We start from the raw sequence: 22,954 nt of genomic DNA, 5'->3' as shown, positions 1-22,954 counted from the left end.
GGGGGGGGGGGGGGGGGGGGGGGGGTTTTTCCGCCCGGCCGGCCCTCCCCCCCCCAACTCCCCCCCCCCCCCCGCCCTCCCCCCCACCCCCCCGCGGCCGCCACTATGTCCGGGGGGCGCAAACCCCGGATTACGCTTCGCTCCATCCGGGCTACGATGCCGATTTGGCCTACGAAGCCAGCGCTGCGACAAACAACCCGCTCGCGACCACCGACGCAACCGTCCGCACGTGGTTCCAGAACGTCCAGTCCTTCAGATACGCCGCCCACACCGCGCCAGCCTCCGGCGCGGACGGCTGCAACGCGGCGAGCGCGTTGTTGAGCGGGACGTTGAACACCATCGTCACCACGAACATCCCGATGACATAGAGGCCGCCGCCGGCGATCATGCTCACTGCCCCCGGCTCGCTGACGCGCAACGTACCCATCACCACCAGCGCCGCGCCTGCTACCGTCGTGCCGAGAAACAGCGGCATGAACAGCGAGCGCACGATGTCGACATTGATCGCGTTCATCGCCGCGATGCCGGCCGCCTGGCCGAGCCGGCCGAACGCGGCCATGATGAAGGTCGAGAAGGCGAAATAGATTCCGGCCATGAGGCCGCAGCCGATCGCCGAAAACCAGAGCAGTCCGGTCGTGAAACCCTGCCACATGCCGCAGCTCCCTATAATACGATAAACTCTCGTATTTGATAAATGCGATAAACTCTCTTATTTGTGACGTCAAGCGCGGATGGCGGGAACCAGGATGCCGGAACGGAAAAGCAGGACGGACAAGACGACGCACGCGGCCGCGCGACGCACGCCGCTGGTGCCGACGCAGGAGCGAAGCCGCGAACGCTTCGACCGCATCCTGACCGCTGCGGCCGAGATTCTCACCGAGAAAGGCAGCGACGCCTTCCGGATGAGCGACATCGTCGAGCGCACCGGCATCGCGTTCGGCTCGCTCTATCAATATTTTCCGGACAAGAGCACGGTGATCGGGACGCTCGCCGAGCGGTGCAATGTCATCGGCCGCGAATGCGTCCAGCGCGACCTCGCCGAGATGAAGAAGCTATCCGACCTGCACGCTGCTCTGTGCCGCATCACCGACGGCTATGACCAGATGTTCCGCGAGCATCCCGTGATGCATCACATCTGGCAGGCGACGCAAGCCGACCGAAGCTTGCAGAAGATCGACGAGGAGGATGTGGCCTTTCTCGCCGGCCTCTTGCGCGAGGCGCTCAAGCGCGTCGCGCCGAAACAGCCCGCCGCCGCCCTCACCTCCTTCTCGCAACTGGCGATGATCCAGATCGCCGCCGCGGTTCGTCACGCCATCGCCTTGCCGCCGGCGGAGGCGCGGCGTACGCTCGAGCTGTTCAAGCGAATGCTGCCGAAAGATCTCTCCGCGCTCGGCTGAGGTTCAGCGAAAGCACCCTTCGCGATCCGATTTGCCCGAACCGCCACTCCGTTGGTATGTTTCGTGCAGGCGGCGAAGCCATCCTCCATCTCATGAACGAGACAATGCCCAACCCGATTTTCCCGAGTTCACGACCCGATCGCATTCGCAACCTCCTCGCCGACCTCGTCGGCTTCGACACCGTCAGCGACCGCACCAATCTGCCCTTGATTGCCCATATCGAGAGCTATCTCGCTTTCCTCGGTGTCAAGGGCGAGCGCATCGTCGACGACACCGGCCAGAAGGCCTCGCTCTGGGTCACCATCGGACCGGAGGACCGTCCAGGCCTCGTGCTGTCGGGACACACAGACGTCGTGCCGGTCGTGGGCCAGGACTGGAGCCACGATCCGTTCAAGCTGGTCGAGCGCGACGGCAAGCTCTACGGCCGCGGCACCACCGACATGAAGGGTTTTGTCGCGGTGTGCCTCGCCATGGTGCCGGAGATGCTGGAAGCGAAGCTGACGACGCCGATCCATCTCGCCATCTCCTATGACGAGGAGATCGGCTGCGTCGGCGTGCGGCCGATGCTGCGCGAGGTCGCGAAGAAGAAGATCAAGCCGCTCGGCGCCTTCATCGGCGAGCCGACCGAGATGAAGGTCATCATCGGCCACAAGGGCAAGCACGGCGTGCGCGCGACATTCCGTGGTCTCGCCCGCCACTCCTCGATCGCGCCCGACGGCGTCAACGCGATCGAATACGCGGCCGAGCTGATCACCGAAATCCGTCGCCGTGCCGTGAAGCTTGCGGCCGCGCGATCGAATGACAGCCTCTACGACGTTCCGCATTCGACGCTGCTCACCAGCATCGTGCATGGCGGCGCCGCGCTGAACATCGTGCCCGATACCTGCACGGTGGATTTCGAATGCCGCGGCATCGGCATCACCGAGTCGCGCGAGGTGACGGATGCGATCGTCGCCTGGGCCAGGGCCGAGCTCGGGCCGGAGATGAAGGCGAGACATCCGGAGTGCGGCATCGATTTCGAGGAGATCCTTGATTATCCCGCGCTCGACACGGCGGCCGACGCCGCCATCGTCACACTGGCAAAAAGCCTCGCCGGCCGCAACGACCACGCCAAGGTCGCCTTCGGCACCGAGGCGAGCCTGTTCGCCAGCATGGCGGATATCCCGTCGGTGGTGATCGGCCCCGGCGCGATCGCGCAAGCGCATACGCCCGACGAGTTCGTGGCGATGGCGGAGCTGGAGAAATGCGCAGGCTTCGTGGAAAGGCTGATCGCGCATTGTGTGAAGGGCTGACCCGTAGGGTGGGTTAGCTTAGCGCAGCGTAACCCGCCACTTCTGTTGCGCCGTGCGAATGGCGGACAACGATGCGCCTTTGCCCACCCTGCGGGAGCTGATTTGCCCGACAGGCAAGGCTCCCTTCTGCTAGGCTCCAGACTCTCGCCTAACCGAAGGGAGAACTCCATGAAGGCCATCGCACTGGGCGCACTCGGGGCCGCGCTGGTTGCGGCCGCCGCTCCCGCCGCGCCGCTCAACGCAACGACGATCGGCTCTGCCGAAATCTCCGACGTCGACCAAGTCGGTCTGATCTGCAACGAGTATTATGGACGCTGCTGGCGGACCCGGGGACGCTATGTCCTGCGCTACTTTGACGACCCCAGCTACTTCCCCGGCAGGGGCTACAACTACTACGCCGGTCCCGGCTATTACGATCGCGGATACGGCGGCTACTACGTCGGACCGAGGTTCACCATTCGCGCCCGGTAGCAGGCCAATCACCATCAGAGCGGCGCTCGACGCCGTCGCGTCGAAGAAGAAGGGCATGAACAGCGAGCGCAGGATGTCGACATTGATGGCATTCATCGCCGCAACCGTTCAGAGCGTAGCCCGCATGAGCGTTAGCAACATGCGGGACCGCCGTCCCGGGTGTCGCTGCGCTCACCCGGGCTACGGGAGCACGCGTTCCTCATCGCTCCTGCAACGCCAGCCGCACGCCGACAGCGCAGTAGATGGTCCCGACCACCTTGCCCTGCCATTTCACCACGGCCGGATGGCGGCGCAGGAGATTGCCCAGACGACCGGCGCCGACGGCGAACACCACGGTGCTGACGAGACCCAGCAGCACGAAGACGATGCCGAGGATCGCAAGCTGAAGTGCGATCGAACCGTGCTCCGGCCTCACGAATTGCGGCAGGAACGCAAGGAAGAACAGCGCGGTCTTGGGATTGAGCACTTCGGTCAGCACGGCCTGCCGGAAGGCCCGGCCCGCGCCGATCGCGGGCGCGCCGCCGTTCGGCTCGACCGGCGCCTTGTCGAGCATCGCGCGAAAGCCGAGATAGATCAGGAACGCAGCGCCCGCATATTTAACGATGCTGAACAGCAGCGCAGAGGTCGCGATGATCGCCGAAAGACCGACGATCGCCATCGAAGTGTGGATCAAGTCACCGGCCGCAATCCCCGCGCCGGTCGCGATGCCGACCTTCGTTCCCGAGCTAACCGCGCGCGCCATGGTGAGCAGCGTCGCAGGCCCGGGAATGAAGACAAAACCGAGTACGATGAGGATGTAGGTGATGAGGGTGGCGTGATCGATCATGTGGCTGGCCGTTCTTTCACTGATGTCGCGACGACAGCGGTGTCATGCCCCAGCTTGACCGGCGCATCCAGTACGCCGCCGCTCCTCTGCGTCCACGCGCTGTCTCTGGGATACTGGATTGCCCGCTTTCGCGGGCAATGACACCGAAAGTGTGGAGACGGCGAACCACAAAGCGAAAAGGCGCGGCCATCAGCCGCGCCTTTGTGGGTCTAGACCGCGCCCGCCTTCTGCGCGTACTCCCACGACGCCTTCGACAGCGGCACGGTGCGCTTGGCGGACTCCAGCGCCTTGGCGTTGGCGGCGGTGCCGTCGCGGACGCGGCCGGCGATGCCTTGGGTGATGCCGGCGAGGCGGAACAGGTTGTAAGCAAAATACCAGTTGAGATCGGGCACCGTCATCTTGGTGACGTTGCAATAGATCTGCGCGGCCTCTTCCACGCTTGGGATGTTGAGCGCCTTGAGGTCGGCGCCGTCAAGGCCCGGCATGATCCACTGCATCAGGAGATAGGTGAAGTCGGCCATGGGATCGCCGAGCGTCGACAGCTCCCAATCGAGCACGGCCTGCACGCGCGGTTCCGTCGCGTGGAAAATCATGTTGTCGAGGCGATAGTCGCCGTGGACGATCGAGACGCGCGCCTGCTCCGGCACGGTTTTGGGCAGCCATTCGGCGACCTTCTCGAACTCCGGAATGTGCTGCGTCTCGGACGCCCGGTACTGCTTGGTCCAGCGGTCGATCTGCCGCGCGAAATAGTTGCCGGGCTTGCCGAACTCGCCGAGGCCGATCGCTACGGGATCGTACATGTGGAGTTTTGCCAGCGTCTCGATCTTGCTGGTGAATATCTTGCGGCGGTCCTCCGGCGTCTGGCTCGGCAGCGTCGGATCCCAGAACACCCGGCCGTCTTCCATCGACATGATGTAGAAGGCCGCGCCGATGATGCTGTCGTCCTGGCACAGCGCGTAGGCGCGCGCGACCGGAAAACCCTGCTTTCCAAGGGCTGCGATGACGCGATATTCGCGATCGACCGCGTGCGCCGACGGCAGCAATTTGCCGAACGGCTTGCGGCGCATCACGTAGGAGCGGTTCGGCGTGTTGAGCCGGTAGGTCGGATTGGACTGGCCGCCCTTGAACTGGAGGACAACCAGCGGGCCCTCATAGCCTTCGACGTTGTCGCGCATCCAGGCTTCGAGCCGCATCTCGTCGAAGCGATGACGCTCCTCGACCGGCTTGGTGCCCGAGAATTCTTCGTCTTTCCTGACGCCGTCAGCCACGATGACGCTCCCTCTTCAGTCCGAACATGATCCTAATCGGTAACCGCTGACGCACTTGCGTCAAGCGGTCACCGAATGCGGATCAGCCCTGTCGTCTTTTTCAAGTCGGGAGCGCCGCAGGGCTCTCCCTCTTAATGCTTGGGAGAATTGGCATACTTCCGAACTTCGAGCCTTGCAATGGCGCGATTGTGCACCTCGTCCGGACCGTCGGCGAGCCGCAGCGTGCGGATGCCGGCGTAGTCCTTGGCAAGACCCGCTTCGTCCGAAACGCCCGCGCCACCAAAGGCCTGGATCGCCTCGTCGATGATCTTCAGCGCCATGTTGGGGGCTGCGACCTTGATCATGGCGATCTCGGCCTGCGCGGTCTTGTTGCCGACCTTGTCCATCATGTCGGCGGCCTTGAGGCACAGAAGACGCGTCATCTCGATGTTGGTGCGGGCCTCGCCGATGCGCTGCTCCCACACCGAATGCTCGACAATCTTCTTGCCGAAGGCGGTACGCGACATCAGACGCTTCACCATCTTCTCCAGCGCCTCCTCGGCCTTGCCGATGGTGCGCATGCAGTGATGGATGCGGCCGGGACCGAGGCGGCCCTGCGCGATCTCGAAGCCGCGGCCCTCGCCGAGCAGGATGTTCTCCTTCGGCACGCGCACGTTCTCGAGCAGCACCTGGGCGTGGCCGTGCGGCGCGTCGTCGAAGCCGAACACCGGCAGCATCTTCTCGACCTTGATGCCGGGAGTGTCGAGCGGAACCAGGATCTGCGACTGCTGCTGGTGCTTGGCCGCCTTGAAATCGGTCTTGCCCATCAGGATCGCGATCTTGCAGCGGGGATCTCCGACACCGGACGACCACCATTTGCGACCGTTGATGACGTAGTGATCGCCATCCTTCTCGATGCTGGTCTCGATGTTGGTGGCGTCGGACGAGGCGACCGCCGGTTCCGTCATCAGGAACGCCGAGCGGATCTCGCCGTCCATCAGCGGACGCAGCCATTTGCGCTTCTGCTCCTTGGAGCCGTAGCGCATGAACACTTCCATGTTGCCGGTGTCGGGCGCCGAACAGTTGAACACTTCCGAGGCCCAGGAGATGTGGCCCATCTGCTCCGACAACAGCGCGTATTCGAGATTGGTCAATCCCGCACCACGGAATTCGTCGTCCTCATGCTCGTTCGGCGGCATGAACATGTTCCAGAGGCCTTCGGCCTTCGCCTTCTTCTTGAGGTCCTCCAGCACCGGAATGACCTTCCAGCGCTCGCCGCTGTGATCCTGCTCGTTATAGATCGGCACCGCCGGACGCACGTGCTTGGTCATGAACGACTGCACGCGGTCGAGCCATTCCTTCTGCTTGGGGGACAGATCGAAATCCATGGGACGCTCCTCGGTCTCTCTTTGCAAAGCTGTTTTGCGCCGGACTGTCCTCCCGCCGCACGCGGTCCGCAAGCACGAATGCCTGCGGACGCTTCGGAACCCGTCCGCGCGCTGCGAACGAGTCTCGATTGCGGATTGACTTTCTCCGGCCTTCAAACGATAGTTTCATACAAGTGTTTGAATTGCAACTCCCTCCCTGAGGGGCATCCATGGCCAGCGATCATACGAGGTCTGCCATTCTCGCCGCCGCCGAACGGCTCTATGCCGATCGCGGCTTTGGCGACGTGACGCTGCGCGACATCGTCGCGGAGGCCAACGTCAACCTCGCAGCGGTGAATTATCATTTCGGCTCGAAGGACGAATTGATCGCGGAGCTGTTCGTCTCGCGCTCGATCGCCACCAACCGCGAACGCCTGCGCGAATTGAAGGCCGCGGAAGAGCAAGGCGGCGGTCGCGCGCCGATCGAGGTGATCTTGCGCGCGCTGGTCGGCCCGACCTTGCGCGGCTGCCTGGGTCCGGAAAACCAGCGCTCCACCGCGGCGCGCTTCATGATCCGCGCCTCGATCGAATCCGTGCCGCCGATCCGCCGCATCAAGAACCGCGAGATCGACCATTTGCGGAAATTCGCAGGCGCCATGCGGCGCTCCCTGCCCGACCGCAGCGACGTCGATATCTATTGGGGCCTGAACTTCGCGCTCGCCATGGCGCACCACACCATCCGCGAGAGCGAGCGGTTGACGAAGCTCTCTGAAGGCAAATGCGATCTCGACGACGTCGACGACGTCGTCGCGCGCGTCGTCAGCGTCGCGACGATGGCGCTGACAGCGGGACGGATGGAGACGAAGGCGCCGTCACGGGTTGTCGCGCGTTAGCGCTCACATCATCGCGATGCAGTCGATCTCGACGTCGAAGGGGCCGAACCATTCCGGGGTGCAGACGAAGATGCGCGCCGGCGGATCGATCGGGAAGTAGCGCGCATAGATCGCGTTGAAGACGGCGAAGTGTTTGGTCGAGGTGCAGTAGACGTTGCACTTCATGACATTGTCGAGCGAGGCGCCTGCCGTCTCGAGGCAGAGCTTCATCTGCTCCATGATGATCTCGCTCTGCCGCGCGATTGGCATCCCCCCGATCTCGCCCGTCTCGGGGTCGAACGGCGGCAGGCCGGCGACGAAGATCATGTTGCCGGCGCGCGTGACCGGCGAGGTCGGCGCCTTGACACGGTCGAGAAAGGACGAGATCGGTTCGACGCGGAGCGCTTCGCGTTTCATCGGCGGCCACCTTCGGTTCGAGCGAGACTGGCGCCTTGCTACATTATTCTGCAGCCGGCATGCTTCGCTAAAGCTCGAAGTGTGGTTGCGCTAAAGCGCGATGAGATCGCGCTTTAGTTCTTGTTTGAGCATGATCTCCGCGCAAACGCGTTCCGCGTTTGTCGCGAGGGAAAACCGCTGCGCAGTTTTCCGGATCGTGGCTTACACCCGCTGCGGCATCTCCTCGGCCTCTTCCTTGGCGAGCAGCAGCAGCATCTCGATACCCATCTCGCCTTCCTGGGGCGAACGGATGAACTTTATTTCGTCGGCGCTTTGCCGCAGCGCGGCGATGATGGCGACGGCCTGATTGGCCGTTGCTGCCTCGGTTGCCAGAATTGCCTTCTGGTCCTTGGCCTGAAACCCGATCGTGTAGGACATGCGTTCCCTCCCGGACTTGCGTCGGGATGATCGCATCAGAGTCGCGCGCAAAGCGGAAGCCTGTGCGAGTACGGACCGGGCTCATCTGGGGATTGCACGCAAGCCTCGGGCAAGGCCTGGCATCGCGCAACCGTCGCTCCCAGGCTGGTCAGGATCGCTGTCGCATGCGCGCCAGCACCGCATTGGTCTTCGCCAGCACGCCCCTGAGAGGATCAGGAAGCGAAACTAGATGATCCCCTGCTGCTTCAGCTGCTCGATCTTGCCGGCATCATAGCCGAGCTTGCCGCCGAGCACCTCCTGAGTGTGCTCGCCGAGCAGCGGCGGAGCACGATAAGTCTCGATCGGGGTCTCTGAGAGGGTCAGCGCGTTGCGGATCAGCGAGAGATCGGGCTCGAACGGATGATCGACTTTCACCCGCATGCCGCGCGACTGGACGTGCGGATCGGAAAGCACCTGCTCGAAATTGTTGATCGGGCCCGACGGCACGCCGGCCTCCTCCAGCTTTTCGAGCCAGTAGGCCACCGGCTTCTTCAGGAACAGGCCGGCGAAGATCGCCATGATCTCCTTGCCGTGCACGACGCGGTCGTTGTTCTTGACGAAGCGCTTGTCATTGGCGAGCTCGGGCTCGCCGAGCACGGCGCAGGTGCGCTGGAATTGGCCGTCATTGCCGACCACCAGCATCAGCTCGCCATCGGTGCAGCGGAACACGCCGGCCGGCATGCCGCCATTGCCCCAGGTGCCGCGGCGCGGCGGCATCTTGCCGTTGACGAGGTAGATCTGCAGCCAGTGCGACAGCGATGCGATCACGGTGTCGAACAGGCAGACGTCGATGTGCTGCCCCTGCCCGTCATTGGCGTCGCGATGGTAAAGCGCCGAGAGAATTCCGATCGAGGTGTTCATGCCGGTCATGTAGTCGACGATCGACGGCCCGACCTTCATCGGACCCTCGCCGGGCTCGCCGTCGATATGGCCGGTGACGCTCATCAGGCCGCCCATCGCCTGCAGGATCGCGTCATAGCCAGCGCGCGGCGCGTAGGGGCCGGTCTGGCCGAAGCCGGTCACCGAGCAATAGATGATGCCGGGGTTGATCGCCTTGATCGTCTCGTAGTCGAGGCCATAGCGCTTGAGATCGCCGACCTTGTAGTTCTCCATGAAGACGTCGACGTCCTTGGCGAGCGCGCGGATGATCGCCTGCCCCTCGGGCTTGGCGATGTTGACGGTGACCGACTTCTTGTTGCGGTTGGCGCAAAGGTAGAATGAGTTGTTGTTGTTGGCCTTGCCCTCGGGGTCGGTCAGATAAGGCGGGCCGAAGGCGCGCGCGTCGTCGCCGGTGCCCGGCCGCTCGATCTTGATCACCTCCGCGCCGAGATCACCCAGCATCTGGGCCGACAGGGGCCCGGCAAGCACGCGGGTGAGATCAAGGATCTTGATGCCTGAGAGCGGCAAGGCCGACATGTCGATTTCCTCCGGGAACTAATATTGGCGCGGCGGCCTTAAGCCCTGGCCGCGCTCCCTGCGGATACACCATTTTGGAGTTCTGAGCACTGCGTTCGGGGCATACGGCTATCCATCGCCCGGCAGCAGGAGCGGCCCTGCGGCGGGCGGATTTCCGCGCCACGGCTATCGCGCCTGCGCCGGCGCTCCGCCACGGCGATCCGCGCCGCTGATGACGGCTAGAACCTGACGCTGATTCCACCGCGCACGGACTGGAAGCGAGGATGCTGCTCGTAGCTCCCGACGTCGGGCCAGTCGAAGCGGGACGTGCCGAAATCGCTATAGCGATATTCCAGGCGCGCCGTAACCCGATTGGTCAGCGCCGCTTCTCCGCCGACGCCTGCGGTCCATCCGGTCTTCGAAATGTCGGCATCCACCGTGGGAACTGCCAATGTCGACGTCCACCGGTACTTCAGCTCGGTGAACGCCAAGCCACCCGTCACATAGAGCAGCAGGCGCTCAGTCGGTGTAAAGCCGAGCCGTCCGCGAACGGAGGCCTCCCACTCCTTGCGCGCGTCGTATCGGAAAAACGGGATGTTAAATCCGCCGTTCACCGGGCCCACGTCTACATCGGCCTCAAGGCCAACAACGAGCCTGTCCAATTGATGGTTGTAGCCCACATGGACACCGCCGAAGCCGCCGTCCGCGCGGAACCCATGCGTGAAGCCGGTCGGAGGCCCGCCCAAGAAGAATTCGACAGTGCGATCCCGGCTCCACGCGTAACCACCTTGGACACCTGCATAGAAGCCAGTCCATGCGAAGGGCGACACGGCGACAGAACGCACTGCCTTAACGGGCAAGTCGGCAGCATCCGCAGCGACGGCGGAGCAGACCAGCGCGGCGAGGCAGATTAGCGTGCGTTTCATTGCAAATTCCAGCCCATGGGATTGACGATTCCAACTCTAGCGGGTTCCCCTCGCTTTTGCTGTGGCGGCCGGGCGACACTCGGTGAAAACGAATAGGAAGCGACCGGCAACTCGCGGCAACCGACGTGCCGCCGACCTCACACCACACCGGCCGCGGCCACCTGCGGTCGGCGGCGGCCGAGCAGAACCAGGATCAGCACCGCTGCGCAGGAGCAGACGAAGGTGAGACCGAGCGCGCCGCGGCTGCCGAACTGGGTGAGCAGGCCGGCAAGAACGGGCGGCGAGATCGCGGAGGCGAGATTGAGCGGGAGCGCGATCATTGACGACGCCTTGGCGAACTCGGCCTGGTCGTAGAACACCAGCGGGATCGTCGCCCGCGCCACCGCCATCGCGCCGCTGCCGGCGCCGTAGAGCAGGATGAAGACCGCGACCGCCCAGGTCGCCCCCTCGCTCAGCATCAAGAGCAGCATGGCAACGGGCAGCGCCGTGCCGGCGACAAGCCCCGTCGTGATGCCGTCCCAGCGCCCGCCGCCGAGGAAATCGAGCCCACGGGCGCTGACCTGGATCACGCCGAGCATCGAGCCGAAGGCGATCGCCTGCGCCGGCGCCAGCCCCTCGGCCCGCAGCAATTCGATGAAAACGGCGCTCAGGCCGAAAGTGACGAAGGCATTGACGGTGATCGCGGCGACGACGAGGCCGAACGTGCTCCGCGGAATTGACAGCGCATTGGCTTGTTTTGCGGGAGCGGTGCCCCCCTCCTTCGCGATGGCCCGGCGCGGAGTTGCGAAAGCATAAAGCGGCAGCGAAACGAGAAACAGCATGGCGGCGTAGACGAGGCAGGTGCCGCGCCAACCGAAATGACCGCTCAGGAACGAGGTGGTCGGCCAGAAGATGCTGCCGGACAGTCCCGTCACCAGCATGAGGGCGCCAATCGCGCTCTTGGCCTGTCGCCCGGCGACCTCGTTGAGCATGATATAGGCGCCGGTCGACAGCGTGGCGCTGCCGCCCATGCCGAGGATGACCCAGGCCACGAAATAGAGCATCGGCTCGTGCGCAAAATACAGAAGGACATAGCCCGGCACGGCCACGACGGTGCCCACCATCATCACCTTGCGTGCGCCGTGCCGCGCAAAAGCCTTGGCGAGCCAGGGCGCGCACAGGCCCATGGTGACATAAAGCGTCGAGGTGCCCGCAAACACCATCGGGAGGCTCATGCCGAGATCGGCCGCGAGGTCACGGCCCACGATCGGCGGAAGGCCAATCGTGCCCCATCCAATGAGCTGGGTGATTGCAAGCACCAGCAGGACCCCGATGAGCCTGCCGTCAGATTTCAAGAACCGCATTCCGATCGTCGCCTGCCCCAGCTGCATGCGTGCGCACAGACACGTCATAGCGGGAGTCTTGATAACGGAAGTCCTGGCGCAGAGGAACGCCGGCCGCCGAATGGCAGAAGGCGGCCGAGAGCATGTCAGCAGGAGGCAGTAGCCCCTACCCCGCGAGCCCGAGCAAGGATCGCGCCTCGGCCGCGGTCGCGACGCGCCGGCCGTGGCGCGCGACAGCCTCGCCGGCGATGGTCACGAGCTCAGCATTGCTGGCGGCCAGGCGGGTCTTGTCGATCCTGATATTGTCCTCGAGCCCGGTGCGCACCGCGTCGGCGCCGCGCGCAAGCGCCCAGCCCATGACCTCGGCCTGATGGCGTCCGATCCCGGCAGCGGTCCACGTCGCTTTCGGGATCAGCCGCTTCAGCTCTCCCAGGAGGATGTCGAGGACATGCTCGTCGGCCGGCATCGCATTCTTGACGCCCATGACGAATTGCACGTGCGGACGCGAGTCCATCAGCCCCGCCTCGATCAGACGCCGCGCACCATGTAGATGCGACAGATCGAAGATCTCGATTTCCGGACGGATGCCATTTGTCTTCATGCCGGTCGCGAGAGTCTCGACCAGGGCGGCGCCGTTCTCGTAGACAATCGTCGGAAAGTTCACCGACCCTGTCGACAGCGAGGCCATGTCCGGCTTCAGATAAAGCGATGATCCCCGCGCCGAGGGATCGCGGCCCCGCCCGCCGGTCGAGAACTGAACGATCATCCCCGGGCAATGCTTTTTGATCCCCTCCTGCACCTGCGCGAAACGCGCGGGGTCGGAGGACGGCGTCTCGTCATCGTTTCGAACATGGATATGGGCAAGCGTGGCGCCGGCCTCGAAGGCCTCCTGCGTCGACTCGATCTGCTCGGACGGCAGAATCGGCACCGCGGGATTGTCCTTCTTGCGCGGAACGGAGCCGGTGATGGCGACAGCAACAACAACGGGGTTCATCCCTTGACCTCATGATGATCGCGCTCGCGCGCACGGAGTTCGAATAGGCACTCAAGTAACGCATCGAGCCCTGCCGCTGCAAACATCATCGATCGCAGCGGCAGGCCCCTTGCGTGCCGTTCAGGTCGGAATTGCGGCCGCACCGCTCGCCGCCTCCGCACGCTGCCGCTCATAGTCGGCCCGCGGCATCGGAACGGCCTTGGGATTGCCGAGATCGTCGATACTGACTCGATAGGTCTCCCGGGCCGTGACGGCCGCCAGCGCCGCGATGACAGTGATACCGAAGGCGATCGCTCCCACCGTCAAGGGGATATTGTCCGAGCCGGGAGGCGCCACGGTCGCAAACAGGGCCGGAAGCAACGCGGTGATGGTCGTTCCGATGTTCTGCGAGATCGCCATCGCCGACACCCGCGTGCGGGTCGGAAACAGCTCCGGGTAGAAGCTCGGGAAGATGGCGTTGTAGCCCTGATAGACGACGCCCCACATCAGCAGCGACACCAGGATCGCCAGCGGCACATTCCTGATGCTGATGGCATAGAGATAGACGAAGGCAAGCAAGCCTGAGAGCAGCGCGCCCACGATGATCGGAGGCTTGCGACCGACCTTGTCGGAGAGATTGCCGACGAAGGGAATGACGAATATGGCCAGCATATTTCCGAGGACCGGGATCCACAGATAGACGTCCTTGGCAAAACCGATGCCATAGGCCGGCTGCACCGCGTAGGCCGCACCGAAGATGGTCGCAACGACCGGGATGACGTTCATCAGAGCCATGCAGATGACCCTGAGCATGTCGCGCCAGCTCAGCTTGATGGCCTGAACAATGGGCGACCGCGGCGTTTCTCCCCGTGCGCCCTCTTGCGCAAAGGCAGGGGTTTCGTCGACTTCGCGACGAATGATGTAGCCTGCGACAATGACGAAGAAACTGAGCAGGAACGGAATCCGCCATCCCCAGCTATTGAATGCGTCGGTCGGCATATAGGCCGCCAGCGGCAGGAACACGGCTGCCGCGAGGATTTGTCCGGCCTGCACGCCCTGAAGGGCGAAACTGGCATAGAAGCCGCGCCGGCCGAACGGCGCATGCTCCAGGATCATCGAGCTCGCGCCGGAGATTTCACCGGCCACCGCAAATCCCTGCACAAGGCGCAGGATGACGAGCAGGATCGGCGCCAGGATGCCGACCTGCTGATAGGTCGGCAGAAAACCCACCGCCATCGTCGAGATGCCCATCAGGAACATGCAGACGATGAGAACGGTCTTGCGGCCATGGGTGTCGCCCCAATGTCCGAGAACGAAAGCCCCGATCGGCCGGGCCACATATCCCACACCGTAGGTCGCCAGCGATGCGACGATGGCGACGGTGGGGTTTTCCGACGGGAAGAAGATTTGCGGGAAGATCAGCGACGCGGCGGTCGCGTAGATGAAGAAGTCATAATATTCGAGAGCCGAACCGATCCAGCCGCTGGCAGCGGCCTTCCTGGACTGACTCATGTGACGGATCGTGCGAGTCGTGGTCATCGCAGAAAATTCCTCCACTGGGTTTGCTGACGTCCCGTTGTCGGGCTTCGCTAGAAATTGGGCAGCATTCTCCGGGCGCTCTGCCGACTTCCGCGAGCGCTTGTCACTGCCGATGGGTATCCGATTGGTCGCGACAATAGGCTTTCGCCGGGCTAACACAATTACCCAGTTATGCGATAAACCTAACATGATGTTATTTTCGCCAGACTTGAACACAGTTGGCGATTGTGCGCCGATCAGCAGCGCTCGGGCGGAGACGCGTCGTCGACATCCGACGCAGAGACGACCAGATATTTCAGACCGCCAGTTCAACACACGCTTTTCGCCACAAGCGCACGCTGGGCTCGCTTCTCCCATGCCGGCAAGATTGCCCGCCTCAGACAGCGCGACTGTGTGTGGGAGACCGGCCGCCGCCGTCTGCCACGAGAAGAGCTCCCGTGACGACTACGCCTTGTTTGGCGTGGGCATCAAAAATCAGGCGGCCCTCTTCAAGCGCTTGAAGCGCTCCATCCGGAAGGGTGCGGGATCTACGCAAGGCGTCGAACCGGTCACGAGATCGGCCATCAGGGCGCCGGCGCCAGGACCGATACCGAAGCCGTGGCCCGAGAAGCCGGTCGCGAGATAGAAGCCTGGAACGGAGCCGACCGGCGCGATAACTGGAACGGCATCCGGCGTGACATCCATCAGGCCAGCCCACATTTGCATGATCCTGGCGTCGCGGAACGCCGGGAAGGCTTCGCACAGATGGGTGACGCCGCCGTGGACGAACCGCAGCGACGGATCGGGATCAAGAATGCGGACATGCTCGAAAGGACTAACCTCATCACTCTTCCAGCTGCGGGCCATTTTCAGCTCGCGAACGAACTGACCGCCGATGCGAAGTGTCAGTTCGTTCCAGCTCTTGATGAGCGTCGGCGTATAGTCGCAGAACAATCGGAAACTGTCCGGCGTAATCGGGGCGACGTTCGCGTTGCGCTGGGCGACGGTGAACCCGCCATCCAGACGGCGGCGGAAAGCGAAGTTGCCCGCACCAACGGCAAAATCCGGAACGCCCTCGATCGAAGAAACGCGGGCGACGCTGCCGAGGATCTTCAGGACCGGAAGATCGATGCCCATGTTGCCGGCGAAGAGGCGCGACCAAGCCCCTCCCGCCAGCACGACGGACGAACAGCGGATCTCGCCGCGCTCGGTGACACAGCCGCTCACCCTGCCCGCCGATCGCTCGATGGAACGGACCGCGCAGTTGGTGAGGATATGCACCCCTTTCGCGGCCGCGCCGCGCGCGATTGCAGGGACGGCGATAAACGGCTCCGCCTTGCCGTCGCTCGGCGTATGCAGCGCGGCACGGATCGGTTTCGCCATACCCGGCATGAGCGTCTTCAGCGCCTCGCCCCTTACGAAGCGCGAGTCGAGATCGAAAGACGTGGCGTGTTTCAACCACTCGTCATACATCGCAACGTCGGCATCCGTGTCGCAGAGATAGGCGATGCCGGCCTGCCGAAAGCCGGTTTCGCCGCCGATACGCTCGTTCATGCCACGCCAGAGCCGAAGACTCTCGATCGCGAGCGGCAACTCGGCCGGATCGCGCCCCATTTGGCGTACCCAGCCCCAGTTTCGCGACGACTGCTCTGCTCCGATCAATCCCTTTTCGCACAGGGCAACGGAGACGCCACGCTCAACCAGCGAAAGCGCGGTCGACACGCCGATGATGCCGCCGCCGATCACGACGACGTCCACATGCGCAGGCAGCTCCTGCGGCGCGACGACAAGATCGGGAATAATCCTGGACACGTGGTCCTCCTTGAAACGGGTACGCGGAAGGCGAGCCGGGCCGGATGTGCCGCCCGAGGCTCAGCGTCCCGGACGGTCGAGGAAATCGCGCAGGCGATACCAGCCGGCAAAGAGCGGAACGAACCAGGGCTTGCCCGAATAGAAGGGCACGGCCGTGAATGTCTCGCGATCGAAGGCCGATGGCATGTTCTGCTCGCCGAGAATTTTGCGTGCTGTCTGGTAGCCGAGAAAGGTCATCAGCGCGACGCCGTTGCCATTGCAACCAGCCGCGAAATCCGCGCCGTCGCGAACCCCGAGATGGGCTATCTTGTCGACAGTCATGGCCACGCGCCCGCTCCAGGCATGAGTGATCTTCACGCCCGCAAGCTGCGGCCAGATGGCCAACATGCGCGCATAAAGCCGCTTCGCGGCCAGCTTGTCGGGCATGTCGAAGATGCCCGGGCGTGAACCGAACAGAAGCCGTGTCCCGTCAGGCGACGGCCTGGCGTAGATCAAGTCACGGCGTGTGTCGGACACCATGCGGGCCTGCGGAACGAGCTCGGCCAAGAGATCGGCCGGCAGCGGCGCGGTGGCAATCTGATAGCTCTTGACCGGCACGATACGGCTGGCGAGGCCAGGTGTCGCATCGGCGGCGGTGTAACCGTTTGTGGTTGCGACCACGTGGGCAGCCCGGATGGCGCCTCGAGCGGTCGGCACGATCTTCTCTCCTTTCGCACCATCCTGCACCATACCCGCGCGCGCATGCGAGCGCAGCATGACGCCGGCGGCGCGCGCCCGGTCGCGCAGCGCCTTGTGATACTTGCCCGGATGCAGACCGCCATATTCGTCGATCACCATGCCGCCGTGATAATAGTCCGAACCGATCGCCGATCGCTGATGCGCGCGATCGAGGAAATGTACGGTCACGCCGGTCTTTTCCGCCAGAAGCATGCCATGCCGCTTCAGGGTTTCGTAATCGCCCGCGGCGTGGGCGCCGAAAAAGCGGCCGCTGAGCGCAAGCCCCGCATCCAGCTTCTCCGTCTCGACCAGCATCTTCAGATAATCGAAGCTCTCGTTGCTCTCGCCGATCAGGCGCGAGAAGAGCACGGGATCGATTCCCTTGATCGCACCACTAACCACCAGCTTCTGGCCACTCGACACCATCCCGCCCGAACGCGTCGAGGCTCCCTCCCCGATCCGGTCACCGTCGATGACGACGACGGAGCGCCCGGCGCGCGCCAGATGAGTCGCTGCATTCAACCCGGCATAGCCCGAGCCGATGACCACGACGTCGGCTCGCTCCGGCAGCGGATCGAGATCGGTCTCCGGTTCCGCGGCCTCCCACCAGTAAGGCGTCTCCTTGAAGTCCTTGGCGTAGATGTCGTCAAAACGAGGCATGATGTATTGGGCCTTCCGGCTCACCTTTCATTTTCATTGCACTTGGGATGGCCGCACCACGCAGCGCGTCCGCCCCGGTGGTGCGATCAGAGAACCTGACCGAGGAATTCGCGCGTGCGCGGGTCTCGCGGATTGTCGAAGAGTTCCGCAGGAGGCGCACTTTCCACGATCAGACCACGATCGGTGAAACAAACGCGTTGCGAGACTTCCCGGGCGAACTTCATCTCGTGCGTCACGAGAATGCAGGTGAGGCCCTCCTCCACCAGTTCGCGGATCGCGAACAGCACGTCCTTTACCGTTTCGGGATCGAGCGCAGCCGTCACCTCGTCGAACAGGATCGCTTCCGGCTGCATCGCGAGTGCGCGGGCGATTGCCACGCGCTGCTGCTGGCCGCCGGACAGCTGCCCCGGGTAGCTGTCCGCCTTCTCCGAGAGCCGCACCTTCTTCAGGAGCTTGCGGGCCCGCTCCTCGACTTCGGCGCGATCGTGTCCGAGAACCTGGATCGGCGCCATCATGATGTTTTCCAGTGCCGTACGATGCGGGAAAAGATTGTACTGCTGGAACACCATCGCGACCTGATGGCGTAGCACCCGCATCTGCTTTTCCGACCTCATTTCATGCACACGGTGTGCGCCGACGCGGACAAAGCCTTCGTCCACGGGAATCAGGCCGTTGATGCAGCGCAGAATGGTGGACTTTCCCGACCCGGAAGGACCGATAATGCAGACTGCCTCGCCCTTCTGCACGAACATCGAAATGCCCCTGAGAACAGGGACGTCACCGAAGGACTTGCGGACGTTGTCGAGCTCGATCAGCGCGTCGATGCGGTTCACAGGCTTTCTCCCTTCACGGCGCGTTCCAACCGGCGCGCGACGACCGCGATCGGATAGCAATAGGCGATGAACAGGAAGAGGATGGTCAAATAGAAGTAGACGATCACGCGCTCGTTCTCCATGGCGAGCAAAGTATTCAGAATTGTCAGCACGTCCTGGATACCGGTCACCGTGGCGAGCGCTGTCGCGATCATCAGCAACGCGTAGGAATTCATCCAGCCCGGGATCATGCGCCGCAGCGCCTGTGGCATGATCACGTGGCGATAGATCTGGCCGGTGCCATAGCCGAGCGAACGTGCCGCTTCCCACTGACCGCTGTGAATGGACTGAACGGCGCCCCGGATCACCTCGGAGAAATTCGCCGCCGTTGGCAGCGCAAGGCCAATCACGGCCTTCACGAACGGCGGGAACGCAATGGTCGTGCCGAAGACATGCATCTCAAACGGCAGGAAATAGAGCGTTGCAAAAAGCAGAACGAGCCAGGGTGAATTGCGCAGGAAATTCATCAGCAGAAGAGACGGGACCCGGATCGGTCCGAACCTGGCGAGCGTCGCAAGACCCATGATCGTACCGAGCACCGTCGCCAGTGCCATGGAGGCGATCGAGAGAATGATATTGAGGGCAAAGCCGCCATTGATCGGCCAGCCGGACGCCGAGCCGGTGAGAAGCAGAGGAAGCCGCGCCAGCACGCGGCTCCAGTGCGCCGAGCCGCCCGCCGCCGCATCGACCGCGATCCAGATCGCGACGCCAAGGGCGATCAGCAGCAGAACGGCGCGCTTCTTTCCCTCATAGGAGAGCATGGAGCCCGCGATCAATGCCCCCTCCCGTAACCCGGGAAGGCCATGAAGGCTTCGAGCCTCGCCATCGCAAATGTGAGGATGGACACCAGCACCACGTATATGAGGAGGACCAGAATCATGACCTCCAGCGTGCGGAACGTGTCATTGTAGATCTGCCCGGCGTAGTACATCAGTTCCGGCACGGTGATGACGGATGCCTGCGACGTCGTCTTGAAGAGGTTGGTCAGGATGTTCGTCAGTCCCGGCAGGCAGACGCGGGTGGCGATCGGCGCCTCGATGCGCCAGAAGCGGGCCCATCGGCCGTACCCCAGCGACCGCGCCGCATCGATGATCGACCGCGGCATGGTTTCGATGCCGGAGCGGAAGGCTTCGGTCGCCAGCGCCCCGCCGAAGAGACTGAGCGAAATCGCAGCACAGGCGAAGGCACTGAGAAGCGGAACCGATAATCCCGTCGACGGATCGGTCACCTTGAGGCCGAGGTTCGAGAAGGTGAAATAGGCAAACAACATCTGCAACAGCGGCGGCGTGTTGCGGAACACCTCGACGAACAGCTCGATCAGGGCATCGAGCCAGAAAATCCGCAGCGTGAGCCCGAGGGCCCCGAGCATCCCGATGAGGATGGCGGCCGCCGATGAGAGCGCCGCCAGCTTCAGCGTGTTGACAACACCGGTCAGCAGCCATTGCTGGTACGCAGGATCCGCGAGCCAGGAATAGTCGAGTCCGAACAAAGGCCGCTCCGTGTGCGTCAGTTCTTCTTCGCGACCGCAGCCTTCGCCCGCGCGGCGATGTAGTCGGAGTGCGGCATGCCGAACTCGGTCTCCCACGCGATCAGCTTGCCTTCGGCCTCGGCCTTCGCGATGGCCTTGTCGACGGCTTCGTGGAATTCCGTGTCTCCCTTGCGGAGGCCGCCGGCCATCGGCTGGAATTCATACGGCGCCACCGCGATCTTGTAGCTCGCCCAATCGGGCTCCTTGAGCTTCTGCTGAAGCGTCATGTCGTCAAAGACGAAGCCGATGCAACGATTGTCCTTCAGCGCACGATAGGCTTCCGGCTGGGTCTTGAAGGCCACGAGATTGATGCCGAATTCCTCGGTCATCTTCTTGTTGTAGTAGGAGCCCTGGATGCCGCAGACCGACTTGCCCTTCAGCTCTTCCCACTTGGAGACCGTCGCTTCCTTGGCCGCCAGCACGGACGGGCCGGCAGCGGAAACGTATTCCGTCGTGAAGTCGATGACCTTGGCGCGCTCGGCCGTGACGCCGAGCGTGGCGAAGATCGCATCGATGCGGCCGGCGGTCAGGAATTCGATGCGATTGGACGCGACGACAGGCACGAGCTCGATCTTATCCTCGGAGCCAAGGAGCTCCTTGGCAACGTACTTCGCAAGCGAGACCTCGAAGCCGACGATGTCGCCCTTGTCGTTCAGAAAGCCATAGGGCACGTAATCATTCTTCACGCCGACGACGAGCTTGCCGCGCGCCTTGACGTTCTCAAGCGTGCCCGCCACGGCGGCGCTACCAGCAAAAAAAGCAGCGAGCGCAACAGCGGAAACGCCCATCATCGTTTTGAAGCCTGTCATCCTGTTCCTCTGGATAAATCACGGCCTTCCAGCGCTGTTGCCACAGCGCCGCGTCAGCCATCAGCTTTGCGAATGCAGAAATCAGGTCGCTCAAAAAATATGCATCAATCCCAAGCGACCTAATTTTCATCATTGGAGACGCATCTTTCTCAATGTACAAGTTGCCGAGGCCTCTTTTTTCATAATGTGAGATACTGTGCCGGTGATCGCCCAACCGCCCTCCGGTGGAGCCCAGCTGCTCGACCGGACCGTCATCCTGCTGGATCTCGTCGCCGATGGCGGCGTCGAGGGCCTATCGCTCAAGGACCTGGCGGCCCGCTCCGGGCTCAACACCGCCACCTGTCACCGCATCCTCAACACGCTGGTCGGTCACAAGCTGCTTGCCCGCGACGACAAAAAACGGCGCTACAGGTTGGGTGCACGCATGGCGATCTACGGCGTCCGCGCGGCTCGCGGCCCCGGCATCATCAGCCGCTGCGAGATCGCGCTGTCCCGGCTCAGGCGCCGCACCGGCGACACGACCCATCTGATGGCCCGCTTCAACCACGATTCCGTTTGTCTCGACCGGCGCGACGGCGAATGCATCGTGCCGACGCTGACGGGATCGATCGGCGGCTTCGTCCCCCTCGGCGTGGGCCCCGGTTCGATCGCAATGCTCGCATTCCTGGACGAGGACGAGCAGGACTACATCATCCGCGCCAACCTCGGGCGCTACGCGTCCTATCGCAACCTCACCGAGGACAAGGTTCGACAGCTGATTGCCGACACCCGTCGCCGCGGTTACGCGGTGGATGTGGGCGAGCTCATTCCCGGCATTGCCGGAGTTGGATTGCCGATCATGACGCCGGGCGAAAAGCCGGGCGCGGCGCTCAGTTTCACGCTGCTCTGCGCCAAGCTGACGTCGGGCGTCCTCGAACATTACGGCGCCCTCCTGAAAGAGGAAATCGACGCCATCGTCGGTCAGTAGGAAGGATCAGGGTGGCGTGGCGACGGCCGGAAACAGGTTAGCGGATCTCGTTCACGTAGGGATGATGCGCAGTCGTGGCGCGGTACTCGCTCAGGATCACAAGCGCACGGGCTTGATCGTATCCCTAGCTTCCCAGCGCATTCTCGCCGGCTTCGCGACCGGGCACGCTGACATGCACCTCATGCCCCTGACGGATCGCCAGGGAGGCGGCAGCGACCGCGGACTCGAACGCGGCTTCCTTGGTCGCGTATTTGCTTTTGACGTCACCGTCATGCAGCACGCCCCATTCGTCCTCGACCGGCACGATCGCGTATTGAGCAAGGCCCATGGTGCAGCTCCTCGATATCTAGCGCTGCGTGACCTGCGGATGGGCCGCCGTCACCCGCCACACGGCGTTGCCACTGTCGTCGGCGAAGAGCAGTGCGCCGGTCTTGTCGATGGCGACAGCATCGGATGAATCGGATGCCCCGCGATTTGCGCGGTGGAGCGCACGCGCACGGCTTGTTGCACGGTCGGCCTCGTGTGGCTTTTCGCCCTGCCCGACCGGCCAACTCTTGCTTGCGGTGAAGGTTCCTACTCTCGCGCCGCCACCGGCGCGCCGGCCTGATACGCCGCATAGGCGCACTTCAAGCCATCGTGAAGCGAGGTCGTGGCACGCCAGCCGAGCTTGGCGAGACGGCTGACGTCGAGCAGTTTGCGCGGCGTTCGATCGAGACGCGAGCTATCGACACTGATATCGCCGCACGCATTTGTCGCGGTTTCGAGTGCGACGTCGGTATTGACGCAACACCTCACCACCGCAGAAGCCGCGGCCCGAGCGCGGCCCCCGCCAGAGTGCACACCACGATCGTTCCACCGCGAAACAGTCGATCGCAAAGCGAGCATCAGGACGTGTCAAGCAGCCGATTTGTCAGACTGAAACCTGACCACTCTCGCAAAATCTTCGAAAAATTTGGAGCGGGTGAAGGGAATCGAACCCTCGTATTCAGCTTGGAAGGCTGCTGCTCTACCATTGAGCTACACCCGCATCACTGGCTCCCTAACACGACCGGGCGGCAGTCTCAACTGCTCCGGACCGGTCTTTCCCGTCTTGCGGACAGGCCAGTTCCC

Annotated in this window: 23 protein-coding genes, 1 tRNA gene and 1 pseudogene; 5 read left to right on the top strand and 20 right to left on the bottom strand. The window is 63.4% G+C overall.

All coding sequences use genetic code 11. The features are described 5' to 3' along the window. Window positions 1-169: 169 nt before the first annotated feature. Window positions 170-652, bottom strand: a complete 483-nt coding sequence (locus AC0L3X_RS10065) for an anthrone oxygenase family protein (protein WP_063982566.1) — start codon at window positions 650-652, stop codon at window positions 170-172. Between the two features lie 94 nt (window positions 653-746). On the opposite strand from AC0L3X_RS10065, the gene AC0L3X_RS10060 reads away from it, so the two are divergent. The 3 genes from AC0L3X_RS10060 (at window position 747) to AC0L3X_RS10050 (ending at window position 3,160) form a co-directional block, all read left to right on the top strand. Continuing rightward, the gene (locus AC0L3X_RS10060; protein ID WP_063982565.1) at window positions 747-1,397 is read left to right on the top strand and encodes a TetR/AcrR family transcriptional regulator; all 651 of its coding nucleotides are present in this window, start codon (window positions 747-749) and stop codon (window positions 1,395-1,397) included. 104 nt (window positions 1,398-1,501) lie between these two features. Further along, complete coding sequence (gene argE, locus AC0L3X_RS10055; RefSeq protein ID WP_283016884.1) at window positions 1,502-2,689, top strand: acetylornithine deacetylase; 1,188 nt, start codon at window positions 1,502-1,504, stop codon at window positions 2,687-2,689. Window positions 2,690-2,857: 168 nt separating this feature from the next. Continuing rightward, on the top strand, window positions 2,858-3,160 hold the full coding sequence (locus AC0L3X_RS10050; protein WP_208070710.1) for a hypothetical protein: 303 nt from the start codon (window positions 2,858-2,860) through the stop codon (window positions 3,158-3,160). Window positions 3,161-3,359: 199 nt separating this feature from the next. Here the strand turns inward: AC0L3X_RS10050 and AC0L3X_RS10045 are convergent, their stop codons facing one another. From AC0L3X_RS10045 to AC0L3X_RS10035, 3 genes are all read right to left on the bottom strand, one after another. Continuing rightward, window positions 3,360-3,986: a LysE family translocator gene (locus tag AC0L3X_RS10045; protein WP_354096739.1), complete on the bottom strand. Its 627-nt coding sequence runs from the start codon at window positions 3,984-3,986 to the stop codon at window positions 3,360-3,362. A gap of 209 nt (window positions 3,987-4,195) precedes the next feature. Further along, window positions 4,196-5,254, bottom strand: a complete 1,059-nt coding sequence (locus AC0L3X_RS10040; RefSeq protein ID WP_247307454.1) for a phosphotransferase family protein — start codon at window positions 5,252-5,254, stop codon at window positions 4,196-4,198. A gap of 131 nt (window positions 5,255-5,385) precedes the next feature. Continuing rightward, the gene (locus AC0L3X_RS10035) at window positions 5,386-6,621 is read right to left on the bottom strand and encodes an acyl-CoA dehydrogenase family protein (protein WP_063982561.1); all 1,236 of its coding nucleotides are present in this window, start codon (window positions 6,619-6,621) and stop codon (window positions 5,386-5,388) included. 209 nt (window positions 6,622-6,830) lie between these two features. On the opposite strand from AC0L3X_RS10035, the gene AC0L3X_RS10030 reads away from it, so the two are divergent. After that, complete coding sequence (locus AC0L3X_RS10030) at window positions 6,831-7,493, top strand: TetR/AcrR family transcriptional regulator (RefSeq protein ID WP_354096740.1); 663 nt, start codon at window positions 6,831-6,833, stop codon at window positions 7,491-7,493. A 3-nt stretch (window positions 7,494-7,496) separates the two neighbouring features. On the opposite strand, the gene AC0L3X_RS10025 is transcribed toward AC0L3X_RS10030, so the two are convergent. From AC0L3X_RS10025 to AC0L3X_RS09965, 13 genes are all read right to left on the bottom strand, one after another. Further along, window positions 7,497-7,889, bottom strand: coding sequence for a RidA family protein (locus AC0L3X_RS10025; RefSeq protein ID WP_038942317.1), 393 nt, complete (start codon window positions 7,887-7,889; stop codon window positions 7,497-7,499). Between the two features lie 201 nt (window positions 7,890-8,090). Then, window positions 8,091-8,306, bottom strand: coding sequence for a hypothetical protein (locus AC0L3X_RS10020; protein ID WP_014494475.1), 216 nt, complete (start codon window positions 8,304-8,306; stop codon window positions 8,091-8,093). A gap of 225 nt (window positions 8,307-8,531) precedes the next feature. After that, entirely contained in the window at window positions 8,532-9,761 is a 1,230-nt protein-coding gene (locus tag AC0L3X_RS10015; RefSeq protein WP_354096741.1) for a CaiB/BaiF CoA transferase family protein, read from the bottom strand. A 218-nt stretch (window positions 9,762-9,979) separates the two neighbouring features. After that, entirely contained in the window at window positions 9,980-10,666 is a 687-nt protein-coding gene (locus AC0L3X_RS10010; RefSeq protein WP_283016888.1) for an outer membrane protein, read from the bottom strand. A 137-nt stretch (window positions 10,667-10,803) separates the two neighbouring features. Next, window positions 10,804-12,009: an MFS transporter gene (locus AC0L3X_RS10005; RefSeq protein ID WP_354096742.1), complete on the bottom strand. Its 1,206-nt coding sequence runs from the start codon at window positions 12,007-12,009 to the stop codon at window positions 10,804-10,806. 145 nt (window positions 12,010-12,154) lie between these two features. Then, complete coding sequence (locus AC0L3X_RS10000; RefSeq protein ID WP_283016892.1) at window positions 12,155-12,982, bottom strand: 3-oxoadipate:acetyl-CoA acetyltransferase; 828 nt, start codon at window positions 12,980-12,982, stop codon at window positions 12,155-12,157. A gap of 120 nt (window positions 12,983-13,102) precedes the next feature. After that, window positions 13,103-14,500 carry an MFS transporter gene (locus AC0L3X_RS09995; protein WP_085405396.1) on the bottom strand — a complete coding sequence of 466 codons (1,398 nt, stop codon included), beginning with the start codon at window positions 14,498-14,500 and terminating at the stop codon, window positions 13,103-13,105. Window positions 14,501-14,974: 474 nt separating this feature from the next. Next, on the bottom strand, window positions 14,975-16,291 hold the full coding sequence (locus AC0L3X_RS09990; RefSeq protein ID WP_283016893.1) for an NAD(P)/FAD-dependent oxidoreductase: 1,317 nt from the start codon (window positions 16,289-16,291) through the stop codon (window positions 14,975-14,977). Window positions 16,292-16,351: 60 nt separating this feature from the next. Then, a complete protein-coding gene (locus AC0L3X_RS09985; RefSeq protein ID WP_166342300.1) occupies window positions 16,352-17,668 on the bottom strand; it encodes an NAD(P)/FAD-dependent oxidoreductase in 1,317 nt (438 codons plus the stop codon). Between the two features lie 86 nt (window positions 17,669-17,754). After that, window positions 17,755-18,501, bottom strand: a complete 747-nt coding sequence (locus tag AC0L3X_RS09980; protein WP_166342301.1) for an amino acid ABC transporter ATP-binding protein — start codon at window positions 18,499-18,501, stop codon at window positions 17,755-17,757. After that, window positions 18,498-19,316: an amino acid ABC transporter permease gene (locus AC0L3X_RS09975; RefSeq protein WP_224517323.1), complete on the bottom strand. Its 819-nt coding sequence runs from the start codon at window positions 19,314-19,316 to the stop codon at window positions 18,498-18,500. The genes AC0L3X_RS09980 and AC0L3X_RS09975 overlap by 4 nt, the downstream gene beginning before the upstream one ends. Then, a complete protein-coding gene (locus tag AC0L3X_RS09970; RefSeq protein WP_166342302.1) occupies window positions 19,313-20,029 on the bottom strand; it encodes an amino acid ABC transporter permease in 717 nt (238 codons plus the stop codon). The genes AC0L3X_RS09975 and AC0L3X_RS09970 overlap by 4 nt, the downstream gene beginning before the upstream one ends. A gap of 17 nt (window positions 20,030-20,046) precedes the next feature. After that, window positions 20,047-20,877, bottom strand: coding sequence for a transporter substrate-binding domain-containing protein (locus AC0L3X_RS09965; RefSeq protein WP_283016894.1), 831 nt, complete (start codon window positions 20,875-20,877; stop codon window positions 20,047-20,049). A gap of 202 nt (window positions 20,878-21,079) precedes the next feature. On the opposite strand from AC0L3X_RS09965, the gene AC0L3X_RS09960 reads away from it, so the two are divergent. Next, window positions 21,080-21,844 (top strand): IclR family transcriptional regulator, encoded by a 765-nt coding sequence (locus AC0L3X_RS09960; RefSeq protein ID WP_234678552.1) that lies wholly within the window; start codon window positions 21,080-21,082, stop codon window positions 21,842-21,844. 124 nt (window positions 21,845-21,968) lie between these two features. On the opposite strand, the gene AC0L3X_RS09955 is transcribed toward AC0L3X_RS09960, so the two are convergent. The 3 genes and pseudogenes from AC0L3X_RS09955 to AC0L3X_RS09945 form a co-directional block, all read right to left on the bottom strand. After that, window positions 21,969-22,172, bottom strand: a complete 204-nt coding sequence (locus tag AC0L3X_RS09955; protein ID WP_063986285.1) for a hypothetical protein — start codon at window positions 22,170-22,172, stop codon at window positions 21,969-21,971. A gap of 245 nt (window positions 22,173-22,417) precedes the next feature. Beyond that, window positions 22,418-22,585: pseudogene (locus tag AC0L3X_RS09950) on the bottom strand (GDP-L-fucose synthase); the annotation flags it as partial. Window positions 22,586-22,797: 212 nt separating this feature from the next. Beyond that, a tRNA-Gly gene (locus tag AC0L3X_RS09945) sits at window positions 22,798-22,871 on the bottom strand. Between the last annotated feature and the right edge of the window lie 83 nt (window positions 22,872-22,954).

The organism is Bradyrhizobium sp. MI1.7, assembly GCF_055811795.1.
This window is presented reverse-complemented; position numbering and strand designations above follow the sequence as displayed.